Origin of the sequence: Synechococcus sp. H55.10 (genome assembly GCF_047502715.1) — a bacterium.
Lineage (GTDB): Bacteria > Cyanobacteriota > Cyanobacteriia > Thermostichales > Thermostichaceae > Thermostichus.
The window spans coordinates 62,287-82,892 of the sequence record NZ_JANSJJ010000155.1; the positions used below are offsets into that span (position 1 = coordinate 62,287).

The following is a 20,606-nucleotide window of genomic DNA, read 5'->3' on the forward strand; positions in this document are numbered from 1 at the left end:
AGATTGGGTTTACTGGCAGTGTTGGGCGGTAAACAGCATGCAATCTCTCTCCCGATTTCTCAACAAGATTCGCTATCTCCTGCAAGAGACTTTTTTGGGGTTGCGGCGGGGAGGCTGGCTGAACTGGGCGGCGGTGAGCACCCTGCTGGTGTTGCTGTTTTTGGTGGGGATCGGCGTGGAGCTGTCTTGGGGGGTGGATGCGACGGTGCGATCCCTGGGGGAGCAACTGGAGATCTCCGTCTATCTGGAGCCGGAACGCCAAGGGGTGGAGTTGCAGCCCCAGGTCGCCCAATTGCCCCACGTGGTGGCGGTGAAGGTCATCACCAAAGACCAAGCTTGGCGCACCCTCCTCATCGAGATGGGGATCCAGGATGAGGCGGCGATGGAAACCCAGTTGGGGGAGAACCCTTTGGTGGATGCCCTGCGGGTCAAGGCGGATTCCGCCGAAGCCCTGGGGGAGGTGGCGGCACAGATTCGCCAATTGGAAGGGGTAGACGAGGTGTACTACGGCAGCCGCATCGTGGAACAACTGGCCCAAATTCAGGAGATGCTGCGGCTGGGATCCCTGGGCATCACCGGGGTGTTGGCCCTGACGGCGGTGGCTGTGATCACCACCACCATTCGGCTGATCGTCATGGCGCGGCGGCGGGAGATCGAGGTGATGCAACTGGTGGGGGCAACGGCAGCTTGGATTTACTTGCCCTTTATTTTGCAGGGCTGCCTGTTCGGGGTGATCAGCGCGCTAGGGGCTTGGGGCTTGGTTCTGGGATCCCGACAGTTGCTGCAGGAGGTGCTGGAGCGGTTGATCGCCTTGCCCTTTCTCAAGGTGATGCAGGCGGATCCCGGCCAACTGGAGTTTTGGTTCTTGCCGCTGCTGCTGTTGGGGATGGGGGTTTTTCTGGGCACCGGCAGCAGCTTGATCGCAGTGCGTAAGTCGGTCGGGCGCTGAGCAAGGGAAGGATTGGCCGGTTCTCTGCTAAAATCAGGATCCCCTGTAACAATAGATGCCAAGGTTAAAACTGCGATGATGGCCCCACGCAAGCATCAACTGGCTATCGACAACGACGAGCTGATGCGTCGGGTAGAGGCTCTGATCAACGCCTCCAAAAATCGCTACCGCATCACAGTACAGGTGGCCAACCGGGCCAAGCGCCGTCGCTACGACGATCCCGACGATCTGGAAGATGGCTGGATGAAGCCCATCCGCCGCGCCGTCATCGAGATGTCGGATGAACTGACTGAGCCGGAAATCATCGGCGACGAGTAGCTGTTGGCCCTGTCGCAACTGCAGGCCAGCCGGGCGGCTAAGGGCGATGAAGACCCTCGGCAGGAACCTGGTCTGTGAGGTCTTCTGGATCAAGATCCCTTTCCCGCGGACGGGCCTCCAGCCGCGACTCCATCAGGCGCAGCAGGCGGTGGGTCTCCTCTGGGCTGAGGCCCTGGATGCGCATCTCCAAGGGGCTGTGGAACCAGAGGGTTTGCTGCGGAAACGGAATCCGGATCCCGGCTTGGTCGAAGGCATGCTTGAGGCGACGGCGATATTCCCGCGCCACCCGCCACTGCTGTAGGGGCTGCACTTTGATCCAGATGCGCAGGGTGATCCCCCGCTCCCCTAGGTCATCGACGCCGTGCATCTCGGGGGGCTCGAGGATCTTGTCCCGCCAAGCCGGCTCCCGGTACATCTGGAGCGCCACCTGCTCGGTGATGCGGATCGCCTGTTCCAGGTCGTTTTCGTAGGCGATCACGATCCCCAAATCCACCCGCGACCAGCCGTTGGAGAGGTTCTCCACCACCCGAATGGCGCTGTTGGGAATGGAGATCAGGCTGCCTTCGGTGTTGCGCAACTGGGTTAGCCGCAGATCCATATGTTCCACCAGGCCGCTCCGCCCATCCACCACGATCACATCTCCTTCGGCAAATTGGTCTTCCAGCAAAATCAACAGCCCGTTGATCACGTCTTTGATCAAATCCTGGGCGGCGAGGGAGATGCCCAGGCCGATGAAGCCCAGGCTGGCCACCAAAGGGCCGATATTCACCCCCACTGAGGCCAAGCCGACCAGGGATCCCAGCAAAACCAGCGTGGTGGCTGTCACTCCTTTGGAGACACCGGCAAAGGTGCTGAGGCGTTTGCTGAGGCGATAGGTGGGGGCATTTTGCCACTGCTCCTGGCGCAAGGCGGCGAAGAGGCCGTCCAGCAGCAGGCTGCTCAGCCAAACACTGCCATAGGTCGCCAGGCCCACCCCTGCCAAGCGCAGCAGAGGGCCGCGCAGCGAGACCAGGAGAAACGTTTGCAAGGGTCGTGTTTGGGGGAAAAGGCCCAAACTCACCCCAACGCCGCCCGTCCACAGGCCAACCTGCACCAGGCGCAGCAGACGAATTTGCAGCTCCAAATAGGATGCCTGCCGTTTGCGCCCTGCCTGTTGTTCGACCAAGACGGGATCCTCGCCCGGCTCCCCCTGGAGGCGCTCCTGCACCTCTGCTTGGATGGCCTGGTACTCCGCCTGCAGGGCATCGCGTTTTTGCTGCAGCCGTCGTCGTTCTCGTTGACAAAGCCGGCTCAGGCTTGCCGCTGCTGCCAGAATGGCGAGGGCTATCAGGGCTTGGCGGCGCAAAAACTGGGGCTGTCGCTCCCGCTGCCAGGTGCGCAGGGCCTCCTCGACAATGCCCGCCACCTGTTCGGCCCAATCCATCGGCTGGCTGCCCTGAAGCTGAGCATCCAGAGAGGTGATGGTCATCAAATGGCGTCCATTCACCCGGATCACCGGCTGATTGGTTTGGCTGTCGAGGACGACCTCCACCCGCAGTGTTTCCGGGTCAAGGCCCGACTGGGCCAACTGGCGCAGGGTTTGTTCGATGGAGCGGGCCCGCTGCGACACCGGCGGCACGCTGCCGGGATCCCCCTGCAGCGCGGCGACCAAAAACAGCCGCCGCCCATCCAGCGTCACAGCCTCCGTTTGGATGGAGGTGGTGGGCAGGCTGAGCGCCTGCCGCAGCTCTTCCAGGGCATCCAAGCGGTTGAGCAAAGGCAGGTTGGAGGCGGTGCCGTTGTTTTGAGAAGTTTCCTGACCCCATGCCGGCTCGATGGCCGGGGATAGGGCGAGGGAAGTGCCGAAAAAAAGGAGCGGCCAAAGCAGGGATCCCGCTGTTCCCCGCCTCGATCTACTTGAAGCTTGCAGATTGTGCGGCATGAGCCGATGCTAAAGTTCTTCCATCAATCTAAGAAGAAGAAAGCAATGCCGAGAATGGCATAGGTGGCCAAGAGCAACAGCCCCTCCAGCCAGTTGGAGCGCCCGTCGCTGCTGACAGAGTTGACCAGCAACACCGAGACGGCGATCGCTACCAGCTCCACCATGCCGAAGTTAAAGTTCATCGGCTGGCCCAGCAGGTCACCGGCCAGGACCAGCAGGGGCGCCACGAACAGGGCAATTTGCATCGTCGAGCCCAGAGATACTGAGAAGGAGAGATCCATCTTGTCTTTCATGGCCACCGTAATTGCCGTCGCATGTTCGGCCGCATTGCCGATGATCGGCAGCAAGATCACCCCCATAAACAGCGAGGTAATGTGCCAATGCTCCAGAGTGTGCTCCAAGGTGCTCACCAACAGTTCCGACTCCAGTGCCACCAACACCGTCAACCCCAAAAGGGCCAACACCCAAGGCCATAGCCCAGGCTGCTCGGGCGGGGCCGTCAACACTTGGGGAATGGAGCCCTCCGCCTGCAAAACCGGATTGGGGGCCAGGCGATTGGCCGCCTCATTCTCTGCGGCTGCGGCCTCGTGAAGAGCGTAGAGGTAACTGTGGGTTTTGAGGGAAAACAGCAAGGTGAGGCCGTAAACCCCGATCAGCACCAGAGCCACCGCCGTGGACAGCTCTTGGATGGAGAGCGCTCCCAAGTTGGCATCGGCATAGGTGACCACACTGGGCAAGATCAAGGCCACCACCGCCAGGTTCATCACCGAGGCATTCATGCGGGCCACTTCGGGCCGAAAGCTCTGCTCGCGAAACTTAATGCCGCCCAAAAACATGGCCAGCCCGGCCACCAGCAGCAGGTTGCTGATGATCGAGCCGGTGATCGAGGCTTTCACCACCTCCACCAGCCCCGCCCGCAGCGCCACCAAGCCGATGATCAATTCTGCCGCATTGCCAAAAGTGGCGTTGATCAACCCCCCTATGGTCGGCCCGGTCAAGGCGGCAATCTCCTCGGTGGCTTGACCCATAAACTTGGCCAAGGCCACCACCGCCAAGGCGGCACAGAGGAAGACCAGATTGGGATCCCAGCCTCGGAAGTGCCCCACCCAAGATAGAGGAACTCCCGCCAGCAGCAGGAACATCAGGCCGTTCAAACCTCTCTGCCAACCTGCTGCAGAGCGATCCGGAGAACCCAGAGAATTTGCATTAGCCAGAGTCATGGTTGCACAAAAAGGGAGCGCCAATAGATGCCGTTTGGGTTTTGGAGAGCAGTACCCCCAGCCATCTCCAAGAGTCTAACGGCTGCGAGGGGCAGTTGGATAGGTGCGTCTGGCTAGAGGGAGATAACCCGGTTGCGCTGCAACTGCCGGGCGATCTCGGCTCCCAATTGATCCGACAGGCGCTGCGGATCGGCAATTTTCAAAAAACTGCTGCCCTCCACCTCGAAAGGAAAGGATCCCTCGATGTCGTCGCGGGGCATTTGTACCAGCAGCAATTGCTCGGGGCGCTTCGCTTGCAGGGCATAGCCCAACTCCAAACAGACCTGGGGACTGGGCAGAGGCCGTCCTCGGCCATTCACCTGCACCGGGGTGACATCGGCCACCACCAGCAGCGCGTGCTTGAGCTTGCGAATCAGGGCCGCGTCGATGAGGGGGGTCTCGCTTTCGCTGGGCAGGGATCCCTGCAGTTGCAGCGGAAGAACCGGTTGGTGATGGCGGTTAATGGTCTCCACCACCGCCTGCAACGCCTGGTGCAGCGTGGCGCTGGAGTCGGGGTAATCCGCTTGGCCACAAAAGTAGATGACCGGCTCCGTCATGTTCAGGGTGGCCCGCTTATTAAAGTAGATCTCGCGGCTGATCAAATCGAGGTTGGAGATGCTGTAGGCGCCGCTGCCCTCGATGTAAAACTCCACCAGCTCCCCTTCCAAGTAGCGCTGCCACCAGACAGAAGCCTTCACCTGCTCCACATCGTCGAGGAAATCGGCTCGCATCGCCGTTTTCAAGAGGCCGGTACGGCTTAGGCGCAGATCGGGAGCCCTCTGTTGAACTTGGGAGGCAGACAACACCGAATCCAAATACCAGGCTTTCAAAACGATGATCGCCATCGGATCCCTCTGCGCTTAGCCTCAAAGGTACCTGATTTTGGCCTGATTTTGGTCCGATCGCCGGGAGAACCGTTACCCTCGCAGCCGAGATACGAAGCCAAAGCAGTGAGGCCTCGGGGTCAGCTCGGCTCCAGCTGCAGGGCCAGATCCAGCAGCCGGTGGGCCAGGGTGGCCTTGGTTGTCCAAGGCAGCCGTTCTGGGCTGCCCTGCCGCGGGATCCAGTAGCCTTGGTTGTGGCTGCTGCCAAAGCCGCTCTCCGGCTGGTCGATGGGATTGGCCACAATGGCGTCCAGCCCTTTCTGCTGCAGCTTCTCCTTGGCTGAGGGGAGGGGATCCCCGCTCTGGGCGGCAAAGCCGATAAGAAGCTGACCGGGACGTCGGTGGCGGGCCAGGGCTGCCACCAGGTCAGGGACAGGCTCCAAGGGCAGCATGGGGGGCAGATCGCCTTTTGGCAGTTTCCCCGCGTAAACCTGGGCGGGGCGCACATCCCCCACAGCGGCAGCCATCCACAAAAGATCCACCTGGGGAAACTCCGCCTGCAAAACTCTCTCCAGTTGGGCTGCCGTCTCCACCGGCATGGCCCGAATGGCGAAGGGTGCTGGATCAAGGGGGATCCCCAGCGGCCCATGCACCAGCGTGACCTCGGCCCCCCGGCAGGCGGCTGCCACTGCCAGCGCCACCCCCATCCGCCCACTGGCCGGGTTGCCGATAAAACGCACCGCGTCGATGGGCTCGCGGGTGCCTCCTGCCGTCACCAACACCCGCTTCCCTTGCCAGTCTTTTTTCCCCCCTGTCCAGAGCAGAGCCCGCACATACTCCTGCAGCGCCTCTGGCTCCAACATACGCCCTTCCCCCACCGCATCACAGGCCAGGCGGCCACTGGCAGTGGGCAAGGCCCAGAAGCGGGGATCCCGTTGCAGCCGCTGCCAATTCTCGGCCACCGCTTCAGCCTTCCACATGTGGGTATTCATGGCCGGCGCCAGGGCCACCGGACAGTGGCAAGCCAAAACCACATTGGTGAGCAAATTGTCCGCCAGCCCCTGGGCCACCTTGCCCAAGGTGTTGGCCGAAAGCGGCGCAATCAGAAGAGCCTCGGCCCATTCCCCCAGCTCGATGTGCAGCGGCCGTCCCCGCGTGGCTTGCCAAAACTCGGCATCTGTAAAAGCTGGCTGGCGAGACACGGTGGCAAATGTCAGCGGGGAGATAAACTGTTCTGCAGCTTTCGTCAAAACCACCCTCACCTCTGCCCCCTGCTGGGCCAGAGCAGATACCAAAACCGCCGTTTTGTAGGCAGCAATCCCCCCGCTCACCCCAACCAGAAGACGCCGTCCCGACCAAAAGAGATCCATATCGAGTGACACTCAAACAGCCTTGTTTCCAGTTTCCCTGCTTTTGCTCAACTCCGGTGCCGCAGCGGGGATCCAGCGTCTAGAGACACTCAAAGACACCTTTATATGCCCTTGGCCCTGAGGGCCTGTCCCTTCCGCGAAAGTCTCCCCCACAGGTTCTGGCCTCTAGAGAAAATTCTCCACTACTGTTTTGCGCAATCACCCTTCAATCCCATTGCAGCCGCCGAACCTATTCTCTCTAATAGGAAGGTGAAGAGGAATTGGAGGAACCTCTATTGCAATCGCTGTTTGTTTCTGGCTACACTAACTGTTGTCCTTAAAACCACCTTGATATGGCTACAACCAGTAAACCAAAACCACTCACTGGCCAAGAGCTCCTCGACAAAGTAACTTCAATGGGAAATGCGGATCGCAAGGAAAAAGCTCGCGCCTGTGGCTATGTCACCTACACCAAGAATGGTCAGGAGCGAGTGAATCTGATGCAGTTTAACAATGCCCTGCTGAAGGCTGTTGGCGTGGATCTCGGTGCCAGTGACGAAAATGGATCTCGTGGCCGCGCTCCTACCTTCCGGGTTTCGGTTCATAAGAATGGCAATCTCCTAATTGGAGCTGCCTACACCAAGAAGATGGGCCTCAAGCCCGGAGATGAGTTCGAGATCAAGTTGGGCCACCACAACATCAAGCTGGAGCGCGTCAACTGATTGGCTGTCTCCCTGTACTGCTTCTCCCTGCTGGTGATCTCCTATCAGCTTGGGTGAAGCCCTCAATATGATTTTCAGCCTTTGGGAGCAGCAGCCTCTTCTTTTTGCTCCGGCGTTCATTGTTCGTCTACTCTACCAGACAAGGGATCCTCATGATCCGCTGGGGATCCCTGACGATCTGTATCTCATCAACGGCTGAAGCATGGATTAAGTTCGCTATTCTGACAACAGTAGAATTGGGTCTGCGGCAATGAACACTCCGACCGTACAGAATATCTTTCGCCACTGGGGACGGTGGCGAACTTGGGCGGGGCTGTTGTTGTTGGCAGCAATGTTCTTTATCAGCGGGTCTCATCCGTGGGTTTGGTCCCAGTCGAATGCGTCTTTACAGTGGGTCTCTTCTCAACCTGCCCCTGAACAGCAGGATGTTTTGATAGATGGAGTCATTCGGCTGCAATTCGATCGGCCGCTGGATCCCAATCTACAACGGCTGGCGGTTCAGTTGGAGCCGCCGGCAGCGGTCATTTTCGACGTGCAGGGAGACGAGTTGTTGCTTAAGCCTCGAGATCCCTTGCGCTTCAGCACCGACTACACCCTTACGATTGCCCCCCAAGAGGGGCTGCCGCTGGAGCAGGCCATCCAACTGCGCTTTCGCACCGAGCCGCAGTTTACCTACGAGCGGGACATCAAACCGCTGCTGGAGGCCAGTTGTGTCGGCTGTCACCAGCCGGCGGGGCGACAGCGCACCCAGTTGCTGGATAGCTACGAGGCGGTTCTGGCCTACGTCAAGCCAGGGGATCCCAAGAGCGAGTTGATCGATCCCCGCTGGACGCGCCGCCACGCCACTATTCTCAACGCCAACAATCCCAACCGCTCTCAGGCCCGCGGCGGATCCCCGGAGATCGCCTACATCCAGGCCCGCGGGCTGCCCCTCTCCCGTCTGGGCTTTTGGACGCCGGAGGAGGTGGAGATCGTCCGCACCTGGATCGTGCAGGATGGCGCCCCCCGCACCAGCGCCCGTGCCCAGAACTAGTCTCACCGCCATGACCGCTTCCCAACCTTTGGCCACGGTGATTCAGGGATCCCTGAGTCGGGGCTTGGAAGCTCGCCTCAACCCCGGTGTTTCGGTAGAAGACCTGCGGGTGGGCAAGTTTGTGGTGATTCAAGGGGAGCGCCACCGCTTCTTCGGTCTGCTCACCGACGTTACGTTAGCAACCAGCAACCCCCAGATCCTGGTCAACCCCCCCCGCCCGGAAGAGACCCTGCTGCAGGAGGTGCTGGCGGGTACCGGCACCTACGGGGTTATCGCCCTCACGCCGATGCTGATGTTGGTGCCGCGGCAGACGGAAGGGGAAAGGCTGTACCCCCTCATTGATCCCAACCGGCCAGAAGATGGCGGCCCAGCCCTTCCTGGTGCTGAGGCGATGGAGCTGCTGCCGGTGAAAACGGTGCCGGCCCACTTTTCCCAGGTGTACGAGGCGCGGGAGCTGGACTTTCGCACCGTCTTTGGCTGGGAAGAGGACCCAACTCGGCGCAACTTCGCCATCGGTCAGCCCCTGGACATGGCGGTGCCCATTTGCCTAGATTTGGATCGCTGGGTGGAGCGCAGCAACGGCATCTTCGGCAAGTCCGGTACCGGCAAATCCTTTCTGGCCCGCCTGCTCCTGGCGGGCATCATCCGCAAACGGGCGGCGGTGAACCTAATTTTTGATATGCACTCCGAGTACGGCTGGGAGGCGGCCAGCGAGGATAGGCAGGCCACCACTGTCAAGGGGCTGCGGCAGCTCTTCCCCGCCCAGGTACAAATCTATACCTTGGATCCCGATTCCACCCGGCGGCGAGGGGTGCGGGATGCCCGCGAACTGTTTATTGCCTACAACCAGATCGAGGTGGAAGATCTGGCACTGTTGGCGGAGGAGCTCAACCTCTCCGAGGCCAGCCTGGAAAACGCCATTATCCTGCGCAACGAGTTTGGCCGCGACTGGATCAGCCGGCTCTTGAGCCTCTCCAACGCCGAGGTTCAAGAGTTTTGCGAACAGAAGATGGGCAACAAGGCCTCGATCCTGGCCCTGCAGCGCAAGCTCACCCGCCTCGACGACCTCAAGTACATCCGCAACAGCTTGCCCCACAACTACATCGGCGAGATCTTGGAGGCCCTCAGCCGCGGCATCCACGTGGTCATCGAGTTCGGATCCCAGTCCAACCTGCTCTCCTACATGTTGGCAGCCAACGTCATCACCCGCCGCATCCACCAGGCCTATGTGCAGCAGACGGAGCGGTACCTGCAGTCCAAAAATCCCCTCGACCGGCCCCGGCAACTGTGCATCACCATCGAGGAAGCGCACCGCTTTCTGGATCCGCGGGCGGCCAAGCAGACCATTTTCGGCACTATTGCCCGCGAGATGCGCAAGTACTTTGTCACGCTGCTGGTGGTGGATCAGCGCCCTTCCAGTATCGACAGCGAGGTGATGTCGCAGTTGGGCACCCGCATCACGGCCCTCCTCAACGACGAGCAGGATATCGACGCTGTCTTTACAGGGATAGCCGGCAGCCAGAACTTGAAAACAGTGCTGGCCAAGCTGGATTCCAAACAGCAGGCCCTGATCCTCGGCCATGCCGTGCCCATGCCGGTGGTGGTGCAAACCCGCTCCTACGACCCCAGGTTCTACGCCGAGATCGCCGATCCCGACTGGTCCCAGGCCGCCGATGCGGAGGTGCTTTGGGCAGCTCAGAAGGCCAAGGAGGAACTGGGGCTGTAGGGAGGGCTTCCCCACAAGCCAGTCATCAGGCGCAGCAAAAAGCAGCGCAGGGGCGGAAAGGCCATCATCCCGCTCAGGATCCAGCGCCGCATGACCACCAGGGGCCAGTAGGAGTTGGAGAAGGTGCGGGTGAGTAGATCCGTGAAGAGCAGCACCAGCCAGTTTTCCCAGCGGCGCCGGCGGCCGTAGCGGCACAGGACTTTGACATCTCCCAGATCCTCGTGCCGTTGCCAAGCAGCCAACAGCACCTGGGCCAAGGCAGCGGCATCGCGGATGCCGAGGTTCAGCCCTTGGCCGGCCACCGGATGGCAGTGGTGAGCAGCATCTCCCACCAACGCCAAGCGGTGCTGATAGTAGCGGCGGCTCTGGCGCAGACGGGCCGGGAAGACTTGGGGCGGGTTCAGCAAGGTGAGGCAGCCGCCCTGGACGCCGTAGTAGCGCTGCATCTCGGCCAAGAAGTCGGCCTGAGAAAGGGCCAGCGTGGCTTTGGCCTGCTCGTGGGGCAGGATCCAGACCACCTGGCAGCGATTGCCGGGCAGGGGCAGGATGGCGAAGGGGCCAGCAGGCCAGAAGCGTTCGTAGGCGATGTTTTGGTGGTCTTGGGCAGGGGCCACCAGGGCGGTGATACACGACTGCCAGTAGTCCCAGCCGTCGCTAGGGATCCCTGCCCGCTGCCGCACGGGAGAGCGCAGGCCGTCGGCAGCCACCACCAGAGCGGCGGCCAGTCGGCGCCGGCCCTGTGTCATTTCCAGCTCTACCTCGGCGGCAACCTTCCCGTAGGTTACCCTCTCCACCCTGGCTTCGTAGTAGCAGGTGATCTTGGGATCGGCGGCTACTTGCTCCTGGAGCACCTGCTGCAGCCGAGCATGTTCGCCGCAGTAGAAAACCGCCGTTTCCCCCACATCCTCCGGCCTAAATGTCACCCGCTGGGGAGCGTTGGCGTCGGTCAGAATCACCTGGGCAAAGGGCGTGATGTGGGGAGCCAGCGCCTCCCACACCCCGATGGCCCGAAAGATGCGGATCGACAGCGGCGAAAGGGCATAGGCCAAGGGGCGCTGCCTGACTGCCTCAGCCGACTGGGCCTCGATGAGGGCCAAGCGCAGGCCGGAGCCCTGCAGGGCACAAGCTAGAGTCAGGCCCGCAATGCCGCCGCCGACGATGATCACGTCGTAGAGGGCGTCCAGGGTATCCGGAGTGGGAGCAAGGATCGTCATTGTCTCTTATTGGGTGCTGTGGCCAACTACTTCTGGGGAGGCGGAGTTTGCCGGCGTGGCGGCCCGCACCGCCCGGAACATGCCAAAGCGGCAGAGGCCGGTGCCGAAGGCCAGGCGCATGAGCAAGAAGGTGGGCACCTCCCGCAGCGACTTAATCAAGCCTACCAAGCCAAACTTCAGCAAGCCCTCGGGACGGACAATGCCCTGCCAGATGGAATCCAGCCAAGAAGGAAGGGTTTCTTGCGTCCAGTCGGCGGTTTCCACCTGCCCTTCCACCAGCCCGGTGGCTTGCAACTGTTCAGCAAACCCCTCGATGCTGGAAAAAGCGGGGTGCGACCACTGATCCAACAACTGCCGCATCACCAGCCGCTCCCAGAAGTTGAGGGGCTTTTGACGGTCGTCCCGCTGGTTCCAGTCCGCCACTACCAGGATGCCGCCTGGCTTGAGCACCCGCAGCATCTCGCTGGCGTAGCGGGCCTTGTCCGGCATGTGGGGCCCCGCTTCGATGGACCAGACCACATCAAAGCTGGCGTCGGGAAAGGGCAGATTGAGGGCATCCGCTACCTGAAACCGGACAGGGAGATCGGGGGGGGTGAGCTCTTGGGCCCGCTGCACCTGCTGCGGGCTGATGGTGATGCCGGTTACGACAAAGCCGTAGTCGCGGGCCAAGAGGCGACAACTACCGCCGATGCCGCAACCTACATCCAGCACCGTCGTCCCCGGCGGCAACCGATCCAGCCCGCCCCAGCGCACCATCTCGTGGACAAAGTCGTACTTGGCTTGAATGAAGTTCTTCCGCCGCGGCGGGGATCCGTAGTGGCCGAGGTGAATGTGCTCGCCCCAGTAGAACTCCAGGATCCCATCGCGGGTCCACTCGTCGTAGGCGCGGGCTACCGATTCAGGAGATCGGTACTTGCGGGCGGTTAGCAGGTAGGCTGCCAGGCCCACGGCCAGCAGCAGGACTAGGCCCCAAAAAACCCAAAGTGTCGGATTCATCAGAATGATGTCAATATGGCTGGAGACGACGACGATTATCGTTCCTTCGGTGGCAAGGGGGCAAGCAAGGGATCCCTCCCTGGGTCTGTCGATCCAGCGGAGTGACGAGACAATTCCATCTTGCCCTATTGGCCAGCCGCCAGGCGGGCTGGGGCTGTCGTAGCCCCAAATGGTCGGTTGCCGGCGGAGGGAGCGTTGGCCTGAGGGATCTCGCTGGGGGCTAGGTGGCCTGGAGCTCCTCCCTTAGGCGCTGAGTGGCTGCCACCATGTTCCTCAGGGCAGGGATCACCTCCTCCCAGCGGCGGGTTTTTAGGCCGCAGTCGGGGTTGACCCAGGTTTGTTCTAGCGGCAAGTGGGCCACTCCCAGGCGCAGTTGCTGGAGAATCTGCTCGGTGTCGGGCACCGCCGGGCTGTGGACGTCGTAAACGCCGTTGCCCACCTGGTGGCGATAGCCCGCTTGGGCGATCTGCAGCAAGGTTTTGTTGCTGCTGCGGCTGTTTTCGATCGAGAGAACGTCGGCGTCCAGCCGCTCGATGTGCTCGATGATGTCCCCGAACTCCGAGTAGCACATGTGAGTGTGGATCTGGGTTTCGGGCTTGGCGCCAGCGGTAGCCAGTCGGAAGGCCTCCACCGCCCAGCTTAAGTACTCCGGCCAGCGCTCTTTTTTCAAGGGTAGACCCTCCCGCAGCGCTGGCTCGTCCACCTGTACCATTACGGCTCCGGCAGCTTCTAAGTCGGCCACCTCTGCCCGCAGGGCCAAGGCAATTTGCAAGGCTTGCTCGCGTCGGGAAAGGTCGACGCGGGGGAAGGACCAGTTGAGCATGGTTACCGGCCCGGTGAGCATCCCCTTAACCGGCTTTTGGGTTAGAGATTGGGCCACCTTAAACTCCCGCACCGTCATGGGGCAAGGGCGAGACACATCGCCGTAGAGAATGGGGGGACGCACGCAGCGGCTGCCATAGCTCTGCACCCAGCCGTGCTCGGTAAAGGCAAAGCCCTGCAGTTGCTGGGCAAAGTATTCCACCATGTCGGTGCGCTCGAACTCGCCATGCACCAGCACATCCAGGCCAATTTCTTCTTGAATGCGGATGCACCTGGCAATTTCGGCGTCGATAGCGGCCTCGTATTCGGCCTGGGAGATCTCGCCCTTTTTGTACTTGACCCGCCACTGCCGGACTTCGGGGGTTTGGGGAAAAGAACCGATGGTGGTAGTGGGCAGCGGTGGCAGCTTGGCCTGCCGGCCTATACGCTGCTCGTAGGGAAGGGAGCGCTGGAAGTCCTGCGCCGTCAGGTTGGCCAAGGCCTGGCGCACCGCAAGGTTGGGGGGATTGAAGTCCTGGAAGGCCTGCCACTGCTGTTCCAGCTTGTTCTGCTGGGCAGCGGTGTCTTCGCCGTTGAGGGTGCGAGCGAGCAGAACCACTTCGGCCAGCTTCTGCTCGGCAAAGCTGAGAACATTGCGCAAAGGCTCTGGCAGGTGGGTTTCCAGAGCAGCGTCGTGGGGCACAAACTGGAGCGAGCAAGAAGGCTGCACCCGCAGGTTGGGGGCTAGGGCTTGCAGCTCTTGCAGAGTGGCCAGAACGGCCTTGGGCTGGATCTGCCAGACGTTGCGCCCGTCCACTACCCCCGCCCCTAGGATCTTATCGGCGGGGAAGCCGTGGGCTCTGACCAGTTCCAGGTTGTGGCCGCGGGTGAAGTCGAGGCTGAGGCCGGCTAGCGGCAGCTCCACCACCCAGGGGTAAGTCTCCCCCAAGTCGTCAAAGTAGGTAACCAAGTGGACAGGGATCCCCAACCGAGCCAGCCGGCGGTAGGTCTGCTCCACCGCTTCCCGGAGACTGTCGCCTTCGCTCGTCACCAAGATGGGCTCATGGACTTGCACTTCCCGGATTCCCAGTCGCTGCAGCTCCTGCAGCAGCTCCTCGTAGAGAGGAAGCAGCTTCTCCAGATCTCCCCGCAACTTGCCAGAGCGCTGGCTTAGAGCAAGAAGGGTAACCGGACTGAGGAGGACGGGGCTGGTGCGGTTTCCTAGGATCCCTTGCGCCCGCCGCACTGTGGCCAGGAAGTCATCGAAATGGGCCTGAGGGATCGCGTCGGCCTCAATTTCCGGCACCAGGTAGTGGTAGTTGGTGTCGAACCACTTGGTCATTTCCAAGGCGGGCAGGCCCTCCCGTCCCCGCGCCATGGCAAAGTAGCGCTCCAGGCCTGATAAGCTCTGAAACCGGGAGGGAATCAGCCCCAGCCAGGTGGCCCAGTCCAAAACATGGTCGTAGAGGGTTTGATCTCCTACTGCAATGTGGTCGATGCCAGCCTGAAGCTGTACCCCCCAGACCTGTGCCTCCAGCTCCTGGAGCGTTGCTGACAAGGCCTCCGCCTCCAGGGTGCCGCTCCAAAAGGCTTCCAGCGCTTTCTTCAGCTCGCGGCGCTTGCCCATGCGGGCATAGCCGAGGGTTTGGGTTTCGATGGCCATAAGGTACTGTCTCCTGAACTGAATTCGGTAATTGAGGTTGCCGCCAGTTGGCTTTGTACAGCCGGTTGTCATCCAACCTAGGCAGCAAGAAATGGCCGCCGACATGCCTATCGGTGGGATCCCGGCGGAAGGTTTTCTCTAGGCCAGGAAACCTGCTGGAGCTGTCAAGGCGTTCCTCAACCTATCGGCTGGCCCACTCGGCACAGGAGGGTGCTTAGAGGACTCTTTTGCGCAACCAAAGCAAGAAAACGTCCTCCAAGAGTTAGCTGCCCCTGAGCCAACTGCTTAGCTCTCTTGTCCGCGCTTTTGACTTAGTGCCTACGATCCAAGAGCGTCGAAAATCCGTAAGCAGGCCGATGAAAAAACTTCGGGACGGGAACGGGCCAACGTCAAAATGGGAAGCATATCTGTACCTCGCAGATATGGTGAACTGGGGAAAAACCGCCGGCGGGCATTCTGACTTGCTCAGTTTTGGAGGGGCTGGCTTGCGTCGTCAAGGGCTTTTGCAACAACAACTAGGGATCCCCGATCCAAAACCGGCTCACAGCTGCGGGACAGCGGCAGATTCTCACTGCACTTTCCCCGTTGCCTCTGACGGCTGATCCCCGTCAGAACCGGCAGTAGACTACATCCTACCACCAGCTTGGAGGAGCTAGTAGCTACTCACTTAGACGGGACTGGGCGGATTTGAACCGCCGACCTAGCGCTTAGGAGGCGCTTGCTCTATCCATCTGAGCTACAGCCCCAGACAAAGAGAGAATGGAGCAAGGGATGCTGGGCAACACCTACCGATCTTAAACCCCCAACTTAGATTACCAGAAAGAGCCATCTAGACCTTTGCCTGGAAGCAAGCCGCAGCCGTGGAGAGGATGTCAAGTCAAGGCCCTTTTGCGCTGTCGCGCCAGCGCTGAGTCGGAAGTGAGGTGCCGGATTGGCGGCCAGTCTTCCAAGGTATTTTGATAAAGTATTCTGAATATTTTGGCTGGGAAATTAGCGTTGTCTCGGGGGCGCTTTGTCTGACAGTCTGCTGATCCGCAATGCGGAGCTATTGGTGCCGGAAGGGGATCCCTGGCTGGGAGATGTGCTGGTGCGGGAGGGGCGCATTGCCCAAATCGGCCAGAATCTCTCGGCAGAAAGGGTGGCTAGGGTTATCGACGCGGAGGGCCATACCCTCATGCCGGGGGTGATCGACCCCCAGGTTCACTTTCGCGAGCCGGGCCGGGAGCACAAAGAAGACCTACAGACGGGATCCTGGGCCTGCGCTCGCGGTGGGGTAACCAGCTTTCTGGAGATGCCCAATACGGATCCGCTGACGATCGACCAGGCAACGCTGGATGACAAGTTGGCCCGGGCCGCCAGCAAGTGCGTGGTCAACTACGGCTTTTTCATCGGAGCCACCGCCGATAACCTTAAAGAGCTGCAAACAGTGCAAGGGGCTTGCGGCATCAAGATCTTCATGGGATCCATGCATGGCCCCTTGCTGGTGGATGACCAAGCGGCATTAGAGCGGATCTTTGCCGAGACGGATCCCAATTTTGTTATCGCCGTCCACGCTGAAGATCACTCGCGGATTCAAGCCCGGCGGGCCCTCTTTGCCGGACGTACAGATGTGGCGGTTCACTCCCTGATTCAGGATGAAGAAGCCGCGCTGATTGCCTCGCAACGGGCTTTGGACTTGGCCACCCGCTACCGCCACCGCCTGCACATTTTGCACCTCTCCACCGGCCTGGAGGTGGAGCTGCTGCGCCAGCACAAACCCGCCTGGGTTAGCGCCGAGGTCACCCCTCAGCACCTGCTGCTCAGCACCGCCGACTACGCCCGCCTGGGATCCCTCGTCCAGATGAACCCGCCGCTGCGGGATCCGGCTAACCTGAACCAGCTCTGGCAGGGGCTACACGACGGCATCCTTGATTGCATCGCCACCGACCATGCCCCCCACACCCTGGCCGAAAAGGCCCAGCCCTACCCCCACTCCCCCTCTGGCATGCCCGGTGTGGAGACGGCCTTGCCCCTGATGCTGACCGCAGCCCAGCAGGGCCGCTGTACCCTGCGCCAGGTGGTGCAGTGGATGTGCGAGGCGCCGGCCCGCCTCTACGGGATCCCCAACAAGGGGCAGCTGCAGGTGGGCTACGATGCCGATCTGGTATTGGTGGATCGCCACACGCCTCAGCCGGTGCGACGGGAAGAGCTGCTCACCAAATGCGGCTGGAGCCCGTTTGAGGGCTGGGAGCTGGTGGGCTGGCCGCTGGCCACAATTGTGGGCGGGCAGATCGCCTTTCAAAACGGTCAGGTGGATCCCTCGGTGCGCGGCCAGGCGCTAACCTTTCGGCGCTAGGGGGATCCCCTTCGAGGTTGCACCTGTTCAAACCTTTCAAGATGGCGGTTGAACACTGAGCTGCTTCGGCTTCTCCCTGCCTAGGCAAGAGGAGCAGAGCTCCAGATCCCATCTCAGTTTATAGTCTTATAGTCATTTCAAATAGCAATGAAACGGTTCGTTACGTCGTTATTGCTACGCAACGCTGTCGCGAACGCGCCGCTCTAACTCCCCTCTCCCTCTGGGAGAGGGGCTGGGGGTGAGGGCTGGGAGAGGGGCTGGGGGTGAGGAATGCTTGGGGAGTGTCTTACGCCCTTTCAGTAAGCTGTGCTACTTTGAAAGCGATAATCGATGATAATCAAGTTGGAAAACACCTAAGGAGCGGCCATGAAAGTTGCCTACGTCTTCATCACTCCTCGCGGCGGCACCTACAAGCTGGGCCAGATGATCCTGCCGCAGCTAGAAGCGGGGGTACACGGCGTGGAAGTGGTGGGCATGTTCTTTTTTGACGACAACTGCTTTGTCTTGCGGCAGGGGGATCCCATTGGCGAGCGCCTGGCCAAGATTGCCGAAGCGCAAAAGATTTTGCTGATGATGTGTGACCTGTGCGCCCTGGAGCGCAACCTGGCGGAAGGGGAACCCAAGTGGTGCGACTCAAAGGGCCAGGGGCGCAAGGAGCCGGGCTATTGTGTTCCCAAGAATGTGGTCAAAGGCGTGCAGGTGGGCTGCTTTCCCGACCTCTACGCGGCCTTAAAAGACAACCCACCTGACCAGGTAATTAGCCTCTAACCAACTTAGCTGACGGCTACAGCAGCAGGCGGCTCTTGGCTGGGCTGAGAGCCAATCTTGCGGAAGACCAGCCGCTCGTTGGCCACATCCACCAGGATGCGGTCGCCGGGCAGGAACTCGTTTTCCAGCAGCTTGGTGGCGATGGGGTTTTCGATCTCCCGCTGGATGACCCGCTTGAGGGGTCGGGCCCCAAACACGGGATCGTAGCCCAGCTCGGCCAGGTAGTCCTTGGCCTCTTCGGTGAGGACAATCTCAATCTGCTGATCCGCCAGCAACTGCTCCACCCGCCGCATCTGCAGGCTGACGATCTGGCGAATCTGCGCTTTGGTGAGGGCGTGGAAGATGATGAGTTCATCCACGCGGTTGAGGAACTCCGGCCGGAAGTGGTGCCGCAGCATGGCCAGCACCTGAGTTTTCATCTCCTCGTAGCGGCTCTCATCGCCCCCGATTTCCAGAATCAGCTCGCTGCCGATGTTGCTGGTCATGATGATGATGGTGTTCTTGAAGTCCACCGTCCGCCCCTGGGAGTCGGTGATGCGGCCATCGTCCAGCACCTGCAGCAGGATGTTGAAGACATCGGGGTGAGCTTTCTCCACCTCGTCAAAGAGCACCACCGAGTAGGGACGGCGCCGCACCGCTTCCGAGAGCTGCCCCCCTTCTTCGTAGCCCACATAGCCCGGCGGAGCCCCAATCAAGCGGGAGACAGAGTGCTTCTCCATGTACTCGGACATGTCGATGCGCACCATCGCCTCGGAGGTATCGAAGAGGAACTCCGCCAAGGCGCGAGCCAGCTCGGTCTTCCCGACGCCGGTGGGCCCCATGAACAGGAACGAGCCGATGGGTCGGTTGGGATCCTTGAGGCCGGCCCGGGCCCGCCGAATGGCAGCGGCTACGGCGGCTACCGCTTCGTCCTGGCCCACCACCCGCTGGTGCAAGTGGGCTTCCAGGCGCAGCAGCTTTTGCTTTTCCGACTCCATCAAGCTGGTGACCGGGATCCCGGTCCAGCGGGAGACGATCTCGGCAATGTCTTCGGGCGTCACCTGCTCCCGCAGCAAGGGCTCACCGTTGGCCTGCAGCTTGGCCAGGTGGGCCTCCTGCTCTTGGATCTGCCGCTCCAGCTCCATCAGCTTGCCGTATTTGAGCTCGGCAGCGCGGTTGAGGTCATATTTTTGTTCTGCCTGTTCAATCTGCAGCTTGACGGCATCCCGCTCGGCTTTGAGGTTTTGCAGCCGCTCGATGGCCTCTTTTTCCATCTGCCAACGAGCATTGAGCTCCCGCTGTCGCTCCATCAGGTTGGCCAGCTCCTGCTCGATTTTGCCCAGGCGATCTTTGGAGGCGAGGTCGTCTTCCTTCTTGAGGGAGAGCTCCTCCATCTGCAGTTGCATGATGCGCCGGTCGATTTCATCCAATTCGACGGGTTTGGAGGTGATCTCCATCTTGAGCTTGGCCGCCGCTTCGTCCACCAGGTCGATGGCCTTGTCGGGCAAAAAGCGCTCGGAGATGTAGCGGTTGGAGAGAACGGCTGCCGCCACCAAGGCCGAGTCGCTGATCTTGACCCCGTGGTGCAGCTCGTAGCGCTCTTTGAGTCCGCGCAGGATGGAGATGGTGTCTTCTACGGAGGGCTGATCCACATACACCGGCTGGAAGCGGCGCTCCAGGGCGGCGTCTTTTTCGATGTGTTTGCGGTACTCATCCAGGGTGGTGGCGCCAATGCAGCGCAATTCGCCCCGGGCCAGCATCGGCTTGAGCAGGTTGCCGGCATCCATCGCCCCCTCGGCAGCCCCCGCCCCGACCACGGTGTGCAGCTCGTCGATGAAGAGGATGATCTGCCCTTCCGATTCGGTAACCTCCTTGAGCACAGCTTTGAGGCGGTCTTCAAACTCACCGCGGTACTTAGCGCCAGCAATCAAGGAGCCCATATCTAGGGCAATGACGCGCCGGTTTTTCAACGACTCCGGCACATCTCCCCGGTTGATGCGTTGAGCGAGACCTTCGACAATAGCGGTTTTCCCCACGCCGGGTTCGCCGATGAGCACCGGGTTGTTTTTGGTGCGGCGGGAGAGCACCTGAACGACGCGGCGGATCTCGTCGTCCCGCCCGATCACCGGATCCAGCTTCCCTTCGCGGGCGGCCTTGGTCAAGTCGCGGCCATAGCGCTCCAGGGCCTCGTAGCGGGACTCAGGGTTTTTGTCGGTAACCCGCTGTTTGCCCCGCACTTGTTGGATAACGGGTTTGAGGCGCTCGACGGTCAAACCTAGGGGTGCTAAAACCCGCTTGCCCACCCGCTCGTCGTCCAGGGCTCCCAAAAGCAAGTGCTCTACCGAAATGAAGTCGTCTTCGTATTCTTTGCGAAACTCTTCAGCCCGATCCAGCGTGGTCTCCAGGCCGCGGCCCAGGTAGAGCTGATCCACCCGCGCCAGCTTGGGCTGCTGGTTGATAAAGCTTTCCACCTTGTCCCGCACCAGCCTTGGATCGAGGCCGGCCCGCTGCAAAATGGTCTGGGTGAGACCCCCTTCTTGATCGAGAAGGGAGATGAGCAAATGCTCGGTTTCCAGTTGCTGCTGCTGGTGCCGCCGGGCTACATCCTGGGATTGGACAATGGCGCTCCAGGCTTTCTCGGTAAATTGGTTGGGATTGGTGGGCTGCATAGAAGTTCAGCAGGTTTTTTACTACAGTGTATAGGAAGACAGCAGGGGAAGCGGCCATCTCGGCCCCCGCTTGGGAAAAG

General features: G+C 60.9%; 15 protein-coding genes, 1 tRNA gene and 1 riboswitch. Of the genes, 7 read left to right on the forward strand and 9 right to left on the reverse strand.

Features of this window, described 5'->3' with window-relative positions:
- Window positions 1-37: 37 nt before the first annotated feature.
- Window positions 38-949 (forward strand): cell division protein FtsX, encoded by a 912-nt coding sequence (locus NW858_RS09885; RefSeq protein WP_414333364.1) that lies wholly within the window; start codon window positions 38-40, stop codon window positions 947-949.
- A gap of 78 nt (window positions 950-1,027) precedes the next feature.
- Window positions 1,028-1,267, forward strand: coding sequence for a DNA-directed RNA polymerase subunit omega (locus tag NW858_RS09890; RefSeq protein WP_414333373.1), 240 nt, complete (start codon window positions 1,028-1,030; stop codon window positions 1,265-1,267).
- Window positions 1,268-1,304: 37 nt separating this feature from the next.
- Here NW858_RS09890 and NW858_RS09895 read toward each other — a convergent pair whose 3' ends face one another.
- From NW858_RS09895 to coaBC, 4 genes are all read right to left on the reverse strand, one after another.
- Complete coding sequence (locus NW858_RS09895) at window positions 1,305-3,188, reverse strand: mechanosensitive ion channel family protein (RefSeq protein WP_414520399.1); 1,884 nt, start codon at window positions 3,186-3,188, stop codon at window positions 1,305-1,307.
- Between the two features lie 23 nt (window positions 3,189-3,211).
- Window positions 3,212-4,330: a calcium/proton exchanger gene (gene cax, locus NW858_RS09900; protein WP_414333372.1), complete on the reverse strand. Its 1,119-nt coding sequence runs from the start codon at window positions 4,328-4,330 to the stop codon at window positions 3,212-3,214.
- A 191-nt stretch (window positions 4,331-4,521) separates the two neighbouring features.
- Window positions 4,522-5,292 carry a hypothetical protein gene (locus NW858_RS09905; protein WP_414520400.1) on the reverse strand — a complete coding sequence of 257 codons (771 nt, stop codon included), beginning with the start codon at window positions 5,290-5,292 and terminating at the stop codon, window positions 4,522-4,524.
- Between the two features lie 119 nt (window positions 5,293-5,411).
- The gene (gene coaBC / locus NW858_RS09910; RefSeq protein WP_414520413.1) at window positions 5,412-6,641 is read right to left on the reverse strand and encodes a bifunctional phosphopantothenoylcysteine decarboxylase/phosphopantothenate--cysteine ligase CoaBC; all 1,230 of its coding nucleotides are present in this window, start codon (window positions 6,639-6,641) and stop codon (window positions 5,412-5,414) included.
- 332 nt (window positions 6,642-6,973) lie between these two features.
- Between coaBC and NW858_RS09915 the strand changes: the two genes are divergently transcribed.
- The 3 genes from NW858_RS09915 to NW858_RS09925 all read left to right on the forward strand — a co-directional run bounded on the left by NW858_RS09915 (window position 6,974) and on the right by NW858_RS09925 (window position 10,101).
- Window positions 6,974-7,342: an AbrB family transcriptional regulator gene (locus NW858_RS09915; protein ID WP_011432615.1), complete on the forward strand. Its 369-nt coding sequence runs from the start codon at window positions 6,974-6,976 to the stop codon at window positions 7,340-7,342.
- Window positions 7,343-7,592: 250 nt separating this feature from the next.
- Window positions 7,593-8,375 (forward strand): Ig-like domain-containing protein, encoded by a 783-nt coding sequence (locus NW858_RS09920; protein WP_414333358.1) that lies wholly within the window; start codon window positions 7,593-7,595, stop codon window positions 8,373-8,375.
- Between the two features lie 10 nt (window positions 8,376-8,385).
- Window positions 8,386-10,101, forward strand: a complete 1,716-nt coding sequence (locus NW858_RS09925; RefSeq protein ID WP_414520414.1) for a helicase HerA domain-containing protein — start codon at window positions 8,386-8,388, stop codon at window positions 10,099-10,101.
- Here the strand turns inward: NW858_RS09925 and NW858_RS09930 are convergent.
- The 4 genes from NW858_RS09930 to NW858_RS09945 all read right to left on the reverse strand — a co-directional run bounded on the left by NW858_RS09930 (window position 10,071) and on the right by NW858_RS09945 (window position 15,521).
- A complete protein-coding gene (locus NW858_RS09930) occupies window positions 10,071-11,315 on the reverse strand; it encodes an FAD-dependent hydroxylase (protein ID WP_414520401.1) in 1,245 nt (414 codons plus the stop codon). The two genes, NW858_RS09925 and NW858_RS09930, sit on opposite strands and share 31 nt — an antisense overlap.
- 6 nt (window positions 11,316-11,321) lie before the next feature.
- Window positions 11,322-12,311, reverse strand: a complete 990-nt coding sequence (locus NW858_RS09935) for a methyltransferase domain-containing protein (protein WP_414415428.1) — start codon at window positions 12,309-12,311, stop codon at window positions 11,322-11,324.
- Window positions 12,312-12,531: 220 nt separating this feature from the next.
- Window positions 12,532-14,775, reverse strand: a complete 2,244-nt coding sequence (gene metE, locus NW858_RS09940; protein ID WP_414520402.1) for a 5-methyltetrahydropteroyltriglutamate--homocysteine S-methyltransferase — start codon at window positions 14,773-14,775, stop codon at window positions 12,532-12,534.
- Between the two features lie 428 nt (window positions 14,776-15,203).
- Window positions 15,204-15,409: riboswitch (cobalamin riboswitch) on the reverse strand.
- Between the two features lie 38 nt (window positions 15,410-15,447).
- Window positions 15,448-15,521 (reverse strand) — tRNA-Arg (locus tag NW858_RS09945).
- A gap of 266 nt (window positions 15,522-15,787) precedes the next feature.
- On the opposite strand from NW858_RS09945, the gene NW858_RS09950 reads away from it, so the two are divergent.
- Complete coding sequence (locus NW858_RS09950) at window positions 15,788-17,110, forward strand: dihydroorotase (RefSeq protein WP_414520403.1); 1,323 nt, start codon at window positions 15,788-15,790, stop codon at window positions 17,108-17,110.
- A 366-nt stretch (window positions 17,111-17,476) separates the two neighbouring features.
- The gene (locus NW858_RS09955; protein ID WP_414333147.1) at window positions 17,477-17,878 is read left to right on the forward strand and encodes a SaoD/DsrE family protein; all 402 of its coding nucleotides are present in this window, start codon (window positions 17,477-17,479) and stop codon (window positions 17,876-17,878) included.
- A gap of 5 nt (window positions 17,879-17,883) precedes the next feature.
- Here the strand turns inward: NW858_RS09955 and clpB are convergent, their stop codons facing one another.
- Window positions 17,884-20,526: an ATP-dependent chaperone ClpB gene (gene clpB, locus NW858_RS09960; RefSeq protein ID WP_414333146.1), complete on the reverse strand. Its 2,643-nt coding sequence runs from the start codon at window positions 20,524-20,526 to the stop codon at window positions 17,884-17,886.
- Between the last annotated feature and the right edge of the window lie 80 nt (window positions 20,527-20,606).